This is a genomic window from Sphingomonas sp. BGYR3 (genome assembly GCF_025153455.1).
In the GTDB taxonomy this organism is placed as follows: Bacteria; Pseudomonadota; Alphaproteobacteria; order Sphingomonadales; family Sphingomonadaceae; genus Sphingomonas.
This window is the reverse complement of record NZ_JANZNT010000001.1, coordinates 2,282,718-2,298,146: the sequence shown is the minus strand read 5'-3', so window position 1 is coordinate 2,298,146 and position 15,429 is coordinate 2,282,718. Positions and strand designations below refer to the sequence as shown.

Sequence of the window (15,429 nt, the reverse complement as noted above, 5' to 3'; positions counted from 1 at the left end):
GCCCGCCCGGTCTGGCATCATGCCTCAGCGACGCTCGCGCGCCGAGCGGGGGGAGGCATGAATGGCCGAACGCAAGACGCAGATCGTGGTCGTGGGCGGCGGGGCCGGGGGGCTGGAACTGGTTCGCCGACTGGGCGCGCGATACGGGCGCAAGCGGCACGACATCATCCTCATCGACCGCAACCTCACCCATATCTGGAAACCGCTGCTGCACGAGGTGGCGGCCGGATCGCTCGACGCCAATCTGGACGAGGTCGGCTATGGCGGTCATGCCGTCCGCTGGGGCTATCGCTTCTTTCACGGCAGCATCGAAAGCGTCGATCGCGCGGCGCGCACGCTGACCACCGCGCCCCTGATGGATGAACAGGGGCAGGAAGTGATCGGCCGCCACACCATCCGCTATGACTATCTGGTCCTGGCGATGGGCGGCATTTCCAACGATTTCGGCGTCCCCGGCGTGCGCGAACACGCCATGTTCCTTGAGGATCGGCCCCAGGCGGACCGGTTTCGCCAGCGGCTGCTCAACGCCTGCCTTCGCACCAATCACGCGCATCAGACCGGCGATCCCGATGCGCGGGTGCGCGTCGCCATTGTCGGCGGCGGCGCGACCGGCGTCGAACTGGCGGCCGAACTCTACAATGCGGCAAAGGCGCTGCGCCATTACGGGCTGGAGGTGTTCGACGAAACCAAACTGGAAGTGACGCTGGTCGAAGCGGGTCCCCGCATCCTTCCCGCGCTGGACGAACCGCTGGCCGCCACCGCGAAACAGGAACTGGTCAATCTGGGCGTGCGCGTCCTCGACAACACGCAGGTGACAGCGCTTGAGGCGAAGGCCGTCCTGACCCGCTCGGGCGAACGGGTCGATGCCGACCTCATCGTCTGGGCCGCCGGGGTCAAGGGCGCGGACGAACTGCGCACGCTGGGCGATCTGGAACTGACCCGCTCAAACCAGATCGTCGTTCGCCCGACCCTGCAATCCAGCGTCGATGACCGCGTCTATGCGCTGGGCGATTGCGCCTCCTGCCTGTTGCCGGGGCGCGAACGCCCGGTGCCGCCGCGCGCGCAATCCGCGCATCAGATGGCCAGCCGGGTCTTCGCCAACCTGATTCGTGCCCAGGAAGGCAGGCCGCTCAAGGACTTTATCTACAACGACCATGGCTCGCTCGTCTCGCTCAGCCGCTTTTCCACCGTGGGCAGCCTGATGGGCAATCTGGTCGGCGGACGGATGTTCGTCGAAGGATGGATTGCCCGCACCGTCTATATGTCGCTCTACCGGATGCACCTCATTGCCATCCATGGCTGGTGGCGCGGCATCGCCCTCATCGTCATCGGCCATGTCAACCAGATCGTCCGGCCTAAACTGAAGCTGCATTGACGGGCGTGGATGCGTATTCGGAACGCCGCCATCCTTGCACGAACGATCAATCCGCGGTCGCCGCCCCTTCCGCGCCAGCTTCCCGGAACTCCATGATCTTGTCCAGATTGCCCTCGATGCACTGAGCCAGCGCCAGCACCTTTTCCGCCACGTCGCGGCCCATGGGCGACAACCGGTAATCGACGTGCGGCGGCACCACCTGATGGGCGATGCGCTCGATCAGGCCATCCCGCTCCAGCAGGCGAAGCGATTGGGTCAGCATCCGTTCGGACACGCCGCCGATCCGGCGACGCAGGCTGCTGAAGCGCAGCGTGCCGTCCAGCAACGCGATCAGCACCAGGCCGCCCCATCGGCTGGTCACATGGTTCAGCACCAGCCGCGAACCGCATCGTTCGTTCAGCACATCGGGCACGAATTGCATGGGGCAGGACCCTTTATCGGCATACTTACAAAAATGTCGGTACTTACGTTTTATTTGTGTCCAACTATCTGGCGGGGTCAATCGCAAATGAAGGAGCCGACCCCATGACAATCGCCATCACCGGTGCCAGCGGACAGCTGGGCCGTGCCGCCATCGACCTGCTCAAGTCGCGTGCAGCCGGCACCCCGATCGTCGCGCTGGCACGCGATCCTGCCAAGGTCGCGGACCTGGCGGTCGAATCGCGCGCGTTCGATTACACGCATGCGCCGGACGCGCTGGCACCCGCACTGGCGGGCGTCGAAACGCTGGTCCTCATCTCTTCCAGCGATTTCAACGACCGGGTCGGCCAGCACCGCAATGTGATCGACGCGGCGGTTGCTGCCGGGGTCGGCCGGATCGTCTATACGTCCATCCTCAAGGCAGATGTCTCGCCACTGCTGATTGCGCAGGATCACCGCGCGACCGAAGCGCTGATTGCCGCATCGGGCCTGTCCGCCACGGTGCTGCGCAACGGCTGGTACACCGAAAACTGGACCGGCACGCTGGGCGCCGCGCTGGAGGCAGGGGCGCTGATCGGCGCCGCCGGGGCCGCGCGGTTCACGCCCGCCACCCGCCGCGACTATGCCGAAGCGGTCGCCATCGTCGCGGCCGATGCGGGCCATGGCGGCGCAACCTATGAGCTTGGCGGTGATGAGGCGTTCACCCTGTCCGACCTTGCCGCCGAAGTCGCCCGTCAGACCGGCAAGGCTTTCCCGTACAACGACCTGCCGCCACAGGTGTATCAGGGCATCCTCGAAAGCTTTGGCCTGCCCGCCGGGTTCGCCGCGATGCTCGTGGATGTCGATGTAAAGGCCCCCGACGGATGGCTGGAGGACGAAAGCGGCACGCTTGCCCGCCTGCTTGGCCGCCCCACCGCCTCCCTCAGCAGCGCGGTCGCGGCGGCCCTCGGCTGATCCTTCGCGGCCCGTGTGCGGACAGCCATCAACCGGCTGTCCGCGCAACCATCCGGAGGGCGCAGACAACCCGCGCTTGACCCGCCCCCGCCCGCGCGCAATCCCCTGTCCATGCCGTCTGCCCCGCCATCGGACCTGGTCGCTCGCTTTCATGGCCATGCGCTGACGCTGCTGCCCCATCCCCCCGCCGCCGCCGCGCCGCTTGCCCTGGCGGTGTCGGGCGGGGCGGACAGCATGGCCATGCTGGCGCTTGCCCATGCCGCCTTTCCCGATGCAGTCATCGCCGCCACGGTCGATCACGGCCTGCGTACCGGCTCGGCGGATGAGGCGCAGATGGTGGCGGATCATTGCACCGCGCTGGGCGTGCCCCATGAAATCCTTGCCCTGACCGGCCTTGCCCGCGGCCCGGCGGTTCAGGAACGGGCACGCACCGCGCGCTATGCCGCGCTTGGCGAATGGGCCGCCCGCCACTGCGCGCTGGCGCTGGCGACCGCACATCAGGCGGACGATCAGGCGGAAACGATGCTGATGCGCGCCGCCCGCGGCGTCGGCCTTACCGGGATGCGCGGCATCCCGGCCATCGGCATGGCACAGGGCCTCGCCGTGATCCGCCCGCTGCTCGGCTGGACACGGGCCGATCTGCGCGCGCTCTGCTTTGCTCACGCCATCCCGTTTGCCGACGATCCCGGCAATGCCGACCCCGCCTATGAACGGGTGCGCGTCCGCGCGATGCTGGGGCAGCAGGCGTGGCTCGACCCCCGGATGCTGGCGCGCACTGCCGACCGGCTGGCACAGGCGGATGGCGCGCTCGACTGGGTGGCCGAACGCCTATGGACGGAACGCGCCAGCGCCGGGCCGGACGGGGCCGTCACCCTTGCGGCGGGCGATCTGCCGCGCGATCTCGCCCGGCGGCTGGTTCGCCGTGCGATCCAGCGGGTGCGCGCCGATGCCGGTATCGATTCGCCGGGCTTTGCCGATAGCGCCGATATCGAACCGCTGCTCGATGCGCTGACCGGCGGCGGCGGGGCCAGCCATGGCGGCGTCATGGCGCGCGCGAATGGCGAAAACTGGCAGTTCCGCCCCGCTCCGCCGCGTCGATTACCCTGATCGACACTGTTCCATTGCTATTAAGGGTCGCTGGCCTATCTTGGTGTTGGAAAGGTGTCTGTTTCATGAGCGACAACGAAAAGCCTACCGGTTCCGGCAACAATGGCGGCGGCAACAATCCCTGGATGAAAAGCCTGGCGATCTGGGTGGGCATCCTGGCGGCGCTGGCGCTGTTCGTCACCCTGCTGGACGGCACGCGCAGCGGCCAGGCCGCGGGCGCTGATCTGCCCTATTCGGCGTTCCTTGACCGGGTCGAACAGGGACAGGTGAAAACCGTCAACATCTCCGGCGAAGTCATCACGGGCGATCTGGCCGATGGTAATCGCTATCGCACCTATGCGGTGCCGGATCCCAACCTCACCGACACGCTGCGCAAGGCAGGCGTGACCATCAATGGTCAGCCGCAGGAGCGCACGTCGATCTGGCAGGTACTGCTCATTCAGTCGCTGCCGTTCGTCCTGTTCCTGGGCATCGCGTTCTTCGTGGTGCGCCAGATGCAGAAGAACGCCGGTGGCGGCGGCGCGATGGGCTTTGGCAAATCGCGCGCCAAGATGCTGACGCAAAAGGAAGGTCGCGTGACCTTTGACGACGTGGCTGGCATCGACGAAGCGCGTGAGGAGCTTCAGGAAATCGTCGAGTTCCTGAAGGATCCGACCAAGTTCGCCCGGCTGGGCGGCAAGATTCCGAAGGGTGCGCTGCTCGTCGGTTCGCCCGGCACCGGCAAGACGCTGCTCGCCCGCGCCATTGCGGGTGAGGCTGGCGTGCCGTTCTTCACCATCTCCGGCTCGGACTTTGTCGAAATGTTCGTCGGCGTCGGCGCAAGCCGCGTCCGCGACATGTTCGAACAGGCAAAGAAGAGCGCGCCCTGCATCGTCTTCATCGACGAAATCGACGCGGTCGGCCGCCATCGCGGTGCCGGCCTTGGCAACGGCAATGACGAGCGTGAGCAGACGCTCAACCAGCTGCTCGTCGAAATGGACGGGTTCGAGGCGAATGAAGGCATCATCATCATCGCTGCGACCAACCGTCCGGACGTGCTCGATCCCGCGCTGCTCCGTCCCGGCCGTTTCGACCGTCAGGTCGTGGTGCCGCGCCCGGATATCGAAGGCCGCGTGAAGATCCTTCAGGTCCATATGAAAAAGGTGCCGCTGGCCCCCGATGTCGATGCGCGCACCATCGCGCGCGGCACGCCGGGCTTCTCCGGTGCCGATCTCGCAAACCTCGTCAACGAGGCCGCGCTGACCGCCGCACGCAAGGGCAAGCGCCTGGTTGCGATGCAGGAGTTCGAGGAGGCGAAGGACAAGGTGATGATGGGTGCGGAACGCCGCTCCATGGTCATGACCGACGATGAAAAGCGGATGACCGCCTATCACGAGGCGGGCCATGCCATCGTCTCCGTCCACGAACCGGCGTCGGATCCGATCCACAAGGCGACGATCATCCCGCGCGGTCGTGCGCTGGGCATGGTGATGCGCCTGCCGGAACGCGACAGCTACAGCTACCACCGCGACAAGATGTACGCGAACCTCTCCGTAGCCATGGGCGGCCGCGTGGCCGAGGAAATCATCTTCGGCTATGACAAGGTATCGTCCGGCGCATCCGGCGACATTCAATATGCCACGGGCCTGGCCCGCGACATGGTGACGCGCTGGGGTATGTCGGACAAGGTCGGCCCGGTCGAATATGCACAGCCAGAGGGCGAGAGCTTCCTTGGCTATTCGTCCAGCCAGCCGGTGCGGATGTCCAACCAGACGCAGCAGCTGATCGACGCGGAAATCAAGTCGATCGTCGAGGGCGGCCTGGATCGTGCCAAGCACATCCTGACCACGCATATCGACCAGCTGCACAAGCTGGCCGAGGCGCTGCTGGAATTCGAAACCCTGTCGGGGGACGAGATCAAGCAGCTGCTCGACGGCGGCACGATCGACAAGGGCGGCGTTGCGGTGTCCGGCTCCAGCTCGGTTCCCGCTGGCGGCAGCGCGATCCCGAAGATCCGGCGGCCAAAGGGGCCGTTCGGCACCCCCTCGCCCCAGGGCGCGTGACCATCCGGTCACCGGCCGCAAGGCATTGAGCGATTTGGCCCGTCAGACCCGGTTCTGGCGGGCCTTTTCGTGGATCAGCACCAGCGCGGGACGCTGGCGCCCGGCCGCCTGGCCAACCCCTCCTCGATCAGCACGGCCCCGATCGACACGCCCTGCCGCATCACGATATGGCGCTCGGCTCCCCGCTTGCCCTTGCCGAGCGACTGCGGGGAAATGACGAACGGCCCATCATTCAAGAGCGACGCCAGCCGCGCCAACGAGCGCGCGCCAATGATCGCTTCTTCCTGACACGCCGGCAGGCGCGGATTGGGCACCTCTGCATCGGCCAGTTCCACGATGCGGTTGTTCCAGCGGAACTGCGCGCCGTCGATCACGCACTGCGTCACCCCGGACGAGCATCGCCGAAATCCCGAAACGCCCCGCGCGGCACCCTGTTGCGGCGCGATGCCACCGCGCGCCTCGCTCGCGGCTACCCGTTCAACGGCCGCATCCCAGCGCGGCGTGGCAACAGGCGCCGCCGCGTCCTGGCGCTGCTCCGTCCGCCGGCCAGTGTCTCGCTGCTTCGGGCCGAGCATCCCGCCGGACCGGGGGCGCTTCGTCCCCTGGCCTGCATCCGCCAACCCCTTGCCTGCGCCCTTGCCGGCCGGGGCCGCGCCCAGCATCGGGCCACGCCCGTCATCGCGGGCAAAGGCATCTGTGCTGGCCCCGACCACCTGTCGTTCCGCCGGCCATGCCATCCACACCAGACCGGCGATCAATCCCATGCCGCCCATCGACAGCATGATCCACTGGCGGATCTTCTGCGCCTGTTCCTCCTGCTTGCGGGCAAGCAGCTGCGGCGAGCCATCGTCGTCGGAACGAAAGGCGTAAAGCGGGTCCTGAAATTGACGCTGCCTGGCCATCATGACCGGAAACGCTAGCCGGAACCGGCTAATTTCCCGTTAACCGCACCCGCCCATGTTCAGCCGACGCGATTGGCGACCAGATCGTCGACCACCGCCGGATCGGCCAGGGTCGATGTATCGCCCAGCGACGACACATCGCCCTCCGCAATCTTGCGCAGGATGCGGCGCATGATCTTGCCACTGCGCGTCTTGGGCAGGCCGGGGGCGAACTGGATCGCGTCGGGCGTGGCAATCGGTCCGATTTCGTTGCGCACCCATTTGATCAGATCGCTGCGCAGCGCCTCGTCCGCCTCGACCCGCGCGTTCAGCGTGACATAGGCATAGATACCCTGCCCCTTCACCTCATGGGGAAATCCGACGACAGCCGCCTCCGCCACCTTCGGGTGCAGGACCAGCGCGCTTTCGACTTCCGCCGTCCCCATGCGGTGGCCGGACACGTTGATCACGTCATCCACCCGCCCGGTGATCCAGTAATAGCCATCCTCGTCCCGGCGGCACCCGTCGCCTGTGAAATATTTGCCGGGATAGGTGGTGAAATAGGTCTGGAAAAACCGGTCATGGTCTCCCCAAACGGTGCGCATCTGCCCCGGCCAGCTGCGCGCGATGACCAGATTGCCCTCGGTCGCGCCGTCCAGCACCCGGCCCTCGGCATCGACCAGCTGCGGCTCCACCCCCGGCAATGGCCGGGTGGCCGAACCGGGCTTCAGGTCGGTTGCCCCCGGCAGCGGCGCGATCATCGCCCCGCCCGTTTCGGTCTGCCACCAGGTGTCGATGATCGGGCACCGTCCCTCGCCCGCGACATCGTGATACCAGCGCCATGCCTCGGGATTGATCGGCTCCCCCACCGTGCCCAGCAGGCGCAGCGAGGCACGGCTCGTCGCCTTCACATAATCATCGCCATCCTTCATCAGCGCGCGCAGCGCCGTCGGTGCGGTGAACAGCGTCTGCACCTGATGCCGGTCGACAACCTGCCAGATGCGGCTGGCATCGGGCCAGTTCGGCACGCCTTCGAACATCACGGTCGTCGCGCCATTGGCCAGCGGGCCATACAGGATATAGCTGTGCCCAGTGACCCAGCCGATGTCGGCGGCGCACCAGAACACCTCGCCCGGCCGGTAATCGAAACACAGCTCATGCGTCAGGCTGGCCCACAGCAGATATCCGCCCGAACTGTGCAGCACGCCCTTGGGCTTGCCCGTCGATCCGCTGGTGTAGAGGATGAACAGCGGGTCTTCCGCGCCCATCGGCTCCGGCTTGCATTCGGCGGGAACGCCCGCCGCGGCCTCATGGTACCAGACATCCCGGCCCTCGGTCATCGCAACCTCGCCGCCGGTTGCACGGATCACGATCACGCGTTCCAGCACCGGCGCGCGCGATGCGGCGGCATCGACATTGGCCTTCAGCGGTACGCGCTTGCCGCCCCGGCATCCCTGATCGGCGGTGATGACGACGCGGCTGTCGCAATCGGTGATGCGTCCGGCCAGCGCATCGGGCGAAAAGCCGCCGAACACCACCGAATGAATCGCCCCGATGCGCGCGCACGCCAGCACCGCGAACGCCGCCTCCGGGATCATCGGCAGGTAAATGGTGACGCGGTCGCCCTTCTGGACGCCCTGGGCCTTCAGCACATTGGCAAAGCGGCACACCTCTGCGTGCAGTTCGCGATAGGTGATGCGGCGCGGCTCGGCGGCCGGATCGTCCGGTTCCCAGATGATCGCCACGCTGTCGCCGCGCGTCGACAGATGCCGGTCGATGCAATTCGCCGCGACGTTCAGCTTGCCGTCGGCAAACCACTGGATGTGGAAATCGGCCTCATCGAACGACCAGTCCCCGGCGATTTCCGGCCGCTTGATCCAGTCCAGCCGCCGCGCCTGTTCCAGCCAGAAACTGCCCGGATCGGCCAGCGCCCGCCCGTACAGCCGCTCATATCCTGCCGCATCGACGCGCGCCTTGCGACGCCATTCGTCTGGCACGGGATAGAGTGCGGCATCGGCCATTCTTGCTCTCCTTGGTCCGGTCGCGCGCTGTTTCCCCGCTGGCGATGGTCTTTGCAAGCACCTTCGGCACCGAAAGGCGGTATTGCGTGACAGCATCGCCGGTTCGATGGATGCTGCGATCCGAAACGGTCGCGATACATTTTGCGACACAAATGCCTTGGACTTGGGTGTCGGCTCGCTCGTATGCGCTTGGGGGATGTTGGTGAGACGATTCCTGTTCACGCTGGCCGTCGCCGCGCCGCTGGGCGCCTGTTCGGTCGGTCCGCAATACCGCCCGGCCAGCGGGGCCGCGCTTGGCCTGCCGGATGGCTATTCGGTCGGCACCGCGCCTGCCGCCACGCCGGTCGATCTGACGCAATGGTGGACGCAGTTTGACGATCCGTTGCTGACCGAACTGGTCGGCAGCGCGGCCACCACCAATCTGGACGTGGCCCAGTCGCTGACCCGCCTGCGTCAGGCGCGCGAACAGCTTGTCACCTCGCGCGCCGCATTGTTGCCCAGCGTTTCCGCATCCGGCAGCGGATCGCGCAACGAACCGCTGGTCGGCGGCACGCGCACCACCACGCTGCCCGATGGCACGATCATCGAATCAGGCGGCGGCAGCACCAATTTCTCGGTCGGCGGCGATGCGCGCTATCAGATCGACCTGTTCGGCGGAAACGCGGCCAATGTCCGGGCAACGCTCGCCCAATATCAGGCGTCGGGCTATGACCTGGCCGGCGTGCTGATCGCGGTGCAGGGCGAAATCGCCCGCAATTACGTGCAGGCCCGGCTGGCCCAGCTGCAACTGGCCAATGCCCGCGAATCGCTGGGCATCCAGGACGAAAATCTGGAGATTGCGGGCTTTCGGGTCCAGGCCGGCCTTGTTTCTTCGCTGGATGTCGAACAGGCACGGATTTCGCGTGCCCAGACCGCAGCCTCGATCCCGCAGATCGAGGCGTCGTACAACGCCGCCGTCAGCCGGCTTGGCGTGCTGACCGGGCAGGCGCCTGGCGCGCTGAAAAGCCGGATGGAGGCGGTTCGCCCGATCCCCACCGGCCCGGCCCGGATCGCGGCGGGCATCCCCGCCGATACGCTTCGCCAGCGGCCCGATGTCCGTTCGGCCGAACGCAACCTTGCCGCCGCAACGGCCCAGATCGGCGTGGCGCGGGCTCAGCTGTTCCCCGCGCTGTCGATCGGCGGCACCATCGACAGCAACGCCAATGCGATCGGATCGCTGTTCAATGTGGTCAACGGCCGCCTGTTCAGCAGCATCGCCCAGACGATCTTTGACGGCGGCCGCCTGCGCGCACAGGCGCGGTCGGCAGAGGCGGCGGCGGACGGCGCATTCCTCGCCTATAAATCCAGCGTGCTGGTCGCGCTGGAGGATATCGAGAACGCGATTGTCGCGCTTGATTCGGCCAACCGGCGCGAGGCGGAGTTTCAGCAGGCGCTGACCGCATCGACCAACGCCGCGATCCTCGCCCGCAGCCAGTATCGCGCAGGCCTCACCGATTTCACCACGCTGAACCAGACCGAAAACAGCCTGCTCAGCGCCGCAAACAGCCTGGCCCAGGCGCGCGCGGACAAGGCGACCGCCCTTGTCCAGCTGTACGGCGCGCTCGGCGGCGGCTGGAACCCCGACACCCCGGTACAGGCGATCGACACCGCGACGCCTGCCGCCCAAACCCGGAACGACTGATGGCAAATCCGACCACGCCCGATCTCGACAGCTTTCTCGGTGCCGATCGCAAGCCCGGCTGGCGCCGCGTGCTGGACAAACCGTGGATCAAATGGCCGCTGATCGTCATCGGCGTCATCCTGCTGGGCATCGCCGGGACAAAGGCGATGCAGGGGGATCAGGGCCCGCAATACACCACCGCCGATGTGCGGCAGGGCGATTTTCAGGTGACGGTATCGGCCACCGGCAAACTGGCCCCGACCAATCAGGTGACGGTCGGGTCGCAGCTGTCGGGCCTGGTCACCGAAGTCGTCGTGGACGTGAACGACCGGGTGACGGCGGGCCAGGCGCTGGCGCTGATCGATCCGGAACAGCTGGATGACCAGATCAAGCAGGGTCAGGCACAGCTTGCCGCCAATCAGGCACAGGTTGCGCAGGCGCGCGCCACCCTGACCGAAAGCCAGGCGACGCTCGCCCGGTTTGAGGAAGTGAGCCGCCTGTCGCAGGGCCGCGTGCCCGCCAAGACCGAACTGGATACCGCGCGCGCTGCCGTTGCCCGCGCCGCCGCCGCGCTGCGCGTGGCAGAGGCCAATGTCGTCGCCGCCCGCGCCCAGCTGTCCAGCAGCCAGACCCAGCGCGAGCGCGCCGTCATCCGCAGCCCCGTCAACGGCGTCGTTCTGGCGCGTCAGGTCGATCCGGGTCAGACCGTCGCCGCATCGTTCAACACCCCCACCCTGTTCGTCATCGCCGAAGATCTCAGCGCCATGAAGCTGGAAGTCGCCATCGACGAGGCGGATGTGGGCGAGGTGAAGGAAGGGCAGCGCGCGACCTTTGCCGTCGATGCCTTCCCCGGCGAACGCTTCCCGGCAACGATCACGCGCGTCGATGTCGGCTCCAACCTGTCCGCGCAGGAAGCGGCCAGCGGCAGCACGACCAGCACGACGACCACCGCCAATCAGGTTGTCTCCTATGCCGCTGTGCTGACCGTCGCCAATGCCAGGCAGCGGCTGCGCCCGGGCATGACCGCAACCGCCGAAATCGTGACGAACGAGGCATCGAACGTCCTGCTGGTTCCAAATGCCGCGCTCCGCTTCACGCCGCAGACGGCCGATGCCCAGGCGGCGGCGGGTCAGGCGGGCGGCGGTGTTGCCGGTGCGCTGGTGCCGCGCGGGCGGCGCTTTGGCGGCAATACCGCCGAAAAAAGCGCGACGATCGGTCGCGGCTCGCAACAGACGGTCTATGTGCTTGGCCAGGACGGCAAGCCGCAGGCGATCCAGATCACGACCGGCGACACCAATGGTCAGGTGACCCAGGTGACCGGCGGCGGCCTTCGCCCCGGGATGAAGGTGATCGTCGGCCAATTGGCCAGCGGGCAGCAATCGGCCGCATCGGGCGGCAGCGGCCAGCGTCAGGGCGGCGGGGCCGGCGGCGCGGGCGGCGCAGGCGGGGGCCAGCGTCAGGGCGGCGGGGGCCAGCGTGGCCAGTAATCCCCCCGCCCCGATGGCCGATCCCATCATCCGCCTGCGCGGCGTGACCAAGACCTATGGCGTCGGCCCGACGGCGTTTCAGGCGCTGAAGGGCGTGGATCTCGACATTGCGCAGGGCGATTTCGTCGCCGTCATGGGACCGTCGGGATCGGGCAAATCGACGACGATGAACATGCTCGGCTGCCTGGACGTGCCGTCCAGCGGCGAGTTTCTGTTCAAGGGCGTGCATGTCGAACAGCTCGACCGGGATCAGCGGGCACTGCTGCGCCGCAAATATCTGGGCTTCGTGTTTCAGGGCTTCAATCTGCTCGCCCGCACCAGCGCGCTTGAAAATGTCGAGCTGCCTCTGCTGTATCGCGGCGATGACCGGAAAAGCCGCCGCGATGCCGGCATGGCCGCGCTGGAACAGGTCGGCCTCACCAACTGGTGGAAAAACACCCCCGCCGAACTGTCCGGCGGTCAGCAACAGCGCGTTGCCATCGCCCGCGCCATCGTGACCAATCCCGACGTGCTGCTGGCTGACGAGCCGACCGGCAACCTCGACAGCGAACGCTCGGTCGAAATCATGGAACTGCTCAGCCGGCTGAACCGCGAACGCGGCATCACCGTGCTGATGGTGACGCACGAACCCGACATGGCCGCCTTCGCCCGCACCATCGTTCACTTCAAGGACGGGCTGGTGGAACGGATCGAAAGCGGCCGCGTGGCGGGGGCAGAGGTCGCGCACTGATGCTGGGCACCACCTTCACCCTCGCCGTCCGCTCAATCCTGCGGCACAAGCTGCGCTCGTTCCTGACGACGCTCGGCATCATCATCGGCGTCGCCGCCGTCGTGACGATGGTGACGCTGGGCAAGGCGACGACGGTTGCCGTGCAGCAACAGATCGCCTCGCTCGGCACCAACATCCTTCAGGTGCGGCCGGGCCAGGGCTTTGGCCGGGGCGGCGGCGGCCCCCGCCCGCCGGAGTTCGAGGATCAGGACGTCGATGCCATCCGCGATCAGGTGGCGGGGGTTGCCGCCATCGCGCCCACGGCACAGACCAGCGCCACCGCCATCTACAACGGCGCCAATTGGTCGACGCAGATCAACGGCACGACCAACGCCTTTTTCAGCATCCAGCCATGGAAACTGGCCGATGGCCGCCTGTTCAGCCCCGCGGAGGAACAGGCGGGCAAGGCGGTTTGCATCATCGGCAACACCGTCGTGACCAACCTGTTTCGCGGTGGCGGTGCGGTGGGCAGTCGCATCCGGCTGGGCAATGTCTCGTGCGACGTGATCGCGACGCTACAGGCACGCGGTCAGGCCGGGTTCGGCGGCGATCAGGACAATGTCGTCATCATGCCGATCAAGACGGTGCAGCGCCGCTTCACCGGCAACCGGGACATTGCGGCAATCCTGGTCGGCACCGACGCGAACTACCAAACCGCGACCGTCCAGTCGGCGCTCAGCGACCTGCTGCGCGAACGCCGGCGGATCCAGCCGGGTCAGGACGATAATTTCTTCATCTTCGACAGCCGCCAGTTCACCGATACCTTCACTCAGACGACGCAGCTGCTGACCACCATCGTCACGGCGGTGGCGGCGATCAGTCTGGTTGTCGGCGGCATCGGCATCATGAACATCATGCTGGTCAGCGTGACGGAACGGACGCGCGAAATCGGCATCCGCCTCGCCATCGGCGCGGTCGGGCGAGAGGTGCTGACCCAGTTTCTGGTCGAGGCGATCGTGCTGTCGATGCTGGGCGGGATCATGGGCTTGGTGCTGGCACAGCTGGCGATCGGCATCATCGCGCCGCTGGCCAAACTCCCATGGCTGTTCGATCCGGCGATCAACATCGGCGCCTTTGCGATCTCGGCGATTATCGGCGTGGTGTTCGGCTATTTCCCCGCACGGCGCGCTGCATCGCTGAACCCGATCGACGCGCTTCGCCACGAATAGCGGTCAAGGCGCGGACAGCCGGGCCAGCGCCTCGGGCGTGTCCACATCCACCAATGTGGCGGGCGGCGCGGTCACCAGCGCCGCATCGGCCAGCAATGCCCGCCCGCCGCGATCGCCGGACAGCCGGGTCAGCGCCGCGAAATGCGGACGGGTGAACAGGGCGGGCGGCATCGGCCCGCCCGGCCCCGCCATGGCGGCCATCCCGCGTTCGTCCAGCACGCTGAACAGCGCCTCGACCTGCGCCGCCGTCACGCGCGGCATATCGGCCAGCGCGATGACCACCGCCTCTGCCCCCAGCGTGTCCGCTTCTGCCACGCCGATCGCCAGCGACCGCCCCTGCCCCGCCGCCGGCTCGGGATTGGGAACGCATCGCCATCCGGGCAGCACGGGCACCGGATGCCCCGTTACCGCGATCCGCCAGCCAAAGGGCATGGCACCCAGCCGGTCGGCAGCGTGCCGGATCAGCGGCCTGCCCTCCAGCATCGCGGTCAGCTTGTCCGCCGCGCCGAACCGCTGCGACAATCCCGCCGCCAACAGGATCAGCGCGCTGTTCGCGATGCGGGGATCAGGCACCGGCACGCCAGGCACGCACCATGCCCGCCGCGACCGACAGCGCGATTTCGGACGGGCCGATGGCGCCGATATCCAGCCCCGCCGGCCCCTGAATCCGGGCCAGCTGCGCCGCGTCCAGCCCCGCCGCGTCCAGCCGCTCCAGCCGCGCCGCATGGCTCCTGCGCGATCCCAGCGCCGCGACATAGCCGGTTTCCGCCCTCAGTGCCGCGATCAGCGCCGGGTCGTCGATCTTGGGATCATGGCTCAGCGTCACGACCGCGCTGGCCGCATCCGGGCGCAGCTCGGCCAGCGCCTCGTCCGGCCAGCGATCGTCCAGCACGACGCCGGGAAACCGCTCCGCCGTCAGGAACCGGCCGCGCGGATCGATGACCCGCACCGCCACGTCCAGTTCGCGCGCAATCCCGGTCAGCGCCTGCGCGATCTGTACCGCGCCGATGACGAACAACCGGCGTGGCGGGTCATAGCGATTGGCAAAGCCGCCCGGTTCGGCCGCCGCTTCCTCCCGGCTGATGCCGGATTCAAGGTCGGTGACAATCGTGATCGATCGCCCGGCCGCCCGCGCGGCCTCGATTCGCGGGAACAGGTCGGGCGGAAACCCGCTGTCCGATACCGGCTGCACCAGCACCTCGATCTCTCCGCCACAGGGCAGGCCGACCTCCCATGCCGCAGCATCAGCGACGCCATAGCGGCGCAGCTGCGCCCGCCCGGTCTGCATCACCTCGCCCGCCAGCGTCAGGATATCCGCCTCCACACAGCCGCCCGAAACCGAACCGGCAAAGCGGCCATCGGCATGAACGATCAGCTGACTGCCGCGTGGCCGCGGCGCCGAACCCCAGGTGGAGATAACCGTGGCCAGCGCACAGGGCTGGCCCGCCCAGCCAAGGGCCGCATCGATCACGCGGTCATGATCGGCCATCATCGCTCCATCCTGTCATAATTGACGGCTATCCGCTGGGCGGCTCGACGAGAAG

General features: G+C 67.3%; 13 protein-coding genes. 8 read left to right on the top strand and 5 right to left on the bottom strand.

What is annotated here, in order from left to right:
- The first annotated feature begins 61 nt into the window (after nt 1-61).
- On the top strand, nt 62-1,375 hold the full coding sequence (locus NYR55_RS10835; RefSeq protein ID WP_260021313.1) for an NAD(P)/FAD-dependent oxidoreductase: 1,314 nt from the start codon (nt 62-64) through the stop codon (nt 1,373-1,375).
- A 46-nt stretch (nt 1,376-1,421) separates the two neighbouring features.
- Here the strand turns inward: NYR55_RS10835 and NYR55_RS10830 are convergent, their stop codons facing one another.
- On the bottom strand, nt 1,422-1,796 hold the full coding sequence (locus NYR55_RS10830) for a helix-turn-helix domain-containing protein (protein WP_260021312.1): 375 nt from the start codon (nt 1,794-1,796) through the stop codon (nt 1,422-1,424).
- 104 nt (nt 1,797-1,900) lie between these two features.
- Between NYR55_RS10830 and NYR55_RS10825 the strand changes: the two genes are divergently transcribed.
- From NYR55_RS10825 to ftsH, 3 genes are all read left to right on the top strand, one after another.
- Nucleotides 1,901-2,749, top strand: coding sequence for an NAD(P)H-binding protein (locus NYR55_RS10825; protein WP_260021311.1), 849 nt, complete (start codon nt 1,901-1,903; stop codon nt 2,747-2,749).
- A gap of 111 nt (nt 2,750-2,860) precedes the next feature.
- On the top strand, nt 2,861-3,856 hold the full coding sequence (gene tilS, locus NYR55_RS10820) for a tRNA lysidine(34) synthetase TilS (RefSeq protein WP_260021310.1): 996 nt from the start codon (nt 2,861-2,863) through the stop codon (nt 3,854-3,856).
- 65 nt (nt 3,857-3,921) lie between these two features.
- Nucleotides 3,922-5,898, top strand: a complete 1,977-nt coding sequence (gene ftsH / locus NYR55_RS10815; protein ID WP_279338689.1) for an ATP-dependent zinc metalloprotease FtsH — start codon at nt 3,922-3,924, stop codon at nt 5,896-5,898.
- Nucleotides 5,899-5,972: 74 nt separating this feature from the next.
- Here ftsH and NYR55_RS10810 read toward each other — a convergent pair whose 3' ends face one another.
- The gene (locus tag NYR55_RS10810) at nt 5,973-6,803 is read right to left on the bottom strand and encodes a hypothetical protein (RefSeq protein ID WP_260021308.1); all 831 of its coding nucleotides are present in this window, start codon (nt 6,801-6,803) and stop codon (nt 5,973-5,975) included.
- Nucleotides 6,804-6,859: 56 nt separating this feature from the next.
- The gene (gene acs, locus NYR55_RS10805; protein WP_260021307.1) at nt 6,860-8,800 is read right to left on the bottom strand and encodes an acetate--CoA ligase; all 1,941 of its coding nucleotides are present in this window, start codon (nt 8,798-8,800) and stop codon (nt 6,860-6,862) included.
- Between the two features lie 196 nt (nt 8,801-8,996).
- On the opposite strand from acs, the gene NYR55_RS10800 reads away from it, so the two are divergent.
- Genes NYR55_RS10800 through NYR55_RS10785 form a run of 4 tightly spaced genes read left to right on the top strand, consistent with a single transcriptional unit; the run spans nt 8,997 to nt 13,885 of the window.
- The gene (locus NYR55_RS10800) at nt 8,997-10,481 is read left to right on the top strand and encodes an efflux transporter outer membrane subunit (protein WP_260021306.1); all 1,485 of its coding nucleotides are present in this window, start codon (nt 8,997-8,999) and stop codon (nt 10,479-10,481) included.
- On the top strand, nt 10,481-11,947 hold the full coding sequence (locus tag NYR55_RS10795) for an efflux RND transporter periplasmic adaptor subunit (RefSeq protein WP_260021305.1): 1,467 nt from the start codon (nt 10,481-10,483) through the stop codon (nt 11,945-11,947). The genes NYR55_RS10800 and NYR55_RS10795 overlap by 1 nt, the downstream gene beginning before the upstream one ends.
- 13 nt (nt 11,948-11,960) lie before the next feature.
- On the top strand, nt 11,961-12,677 hold the full coding sequence (locus tag NYR55_RS10790; protein ID WP_260021304.1) for an ABC transporter ATP-binding protein: 717 nt from the start codon (nt 11,961-11,963) through the stop codon (nt 12,675-12,677).
- The gene (locus tag NYR55_RS10785; RefSeq protein WP_260021303.1) at nt 12,677-13,885 is read left to right on the top strand and encodes an ABC transporter permease; all 1,209 of its coding nucleotides are present in this window, start codon (nt 12,677-12,679) and stop codon (nt 13,883-13,885) included. The genes NYR55_RS10790 and NYR55_RS10785 overlap by 1 nt, the downstream gene beginning before the upstream one ends.
- 3 nt (nt 13,886-13,888) lie before the next feature.
- Here NYR55_RS10785 and NYR55_RS10780 read toward each other — a convergent pair whose 3' ends face one another.
- Nucleotides 13,889-14,458, bottom strand: coding sequence for a nucleotidyltransferase family protein (locus NYR55_RS10780; RefSeq protein WP_260021302.1), 570 nt, complete (start codon nt 14,456-14,458; stop codon nt 13,889-13,891).
- On the bottom strand, nt 14,451-15,374 hold the full coding sequence (locus NYR55_RS10775; RefSeq protein ID WP_260021301.1) for an XdhC family protein: 924 nt from the start codon (nt 15,372-15,374) through the stop codon (nt 14,451-14,453). Before NYR55_RS10775 ends, NYR55_RS10780 begins: the two co-directional genes overlap by 8 nt.
- Nucleotides 15,375-15,429: the final 55 nt, after the last annotated feature.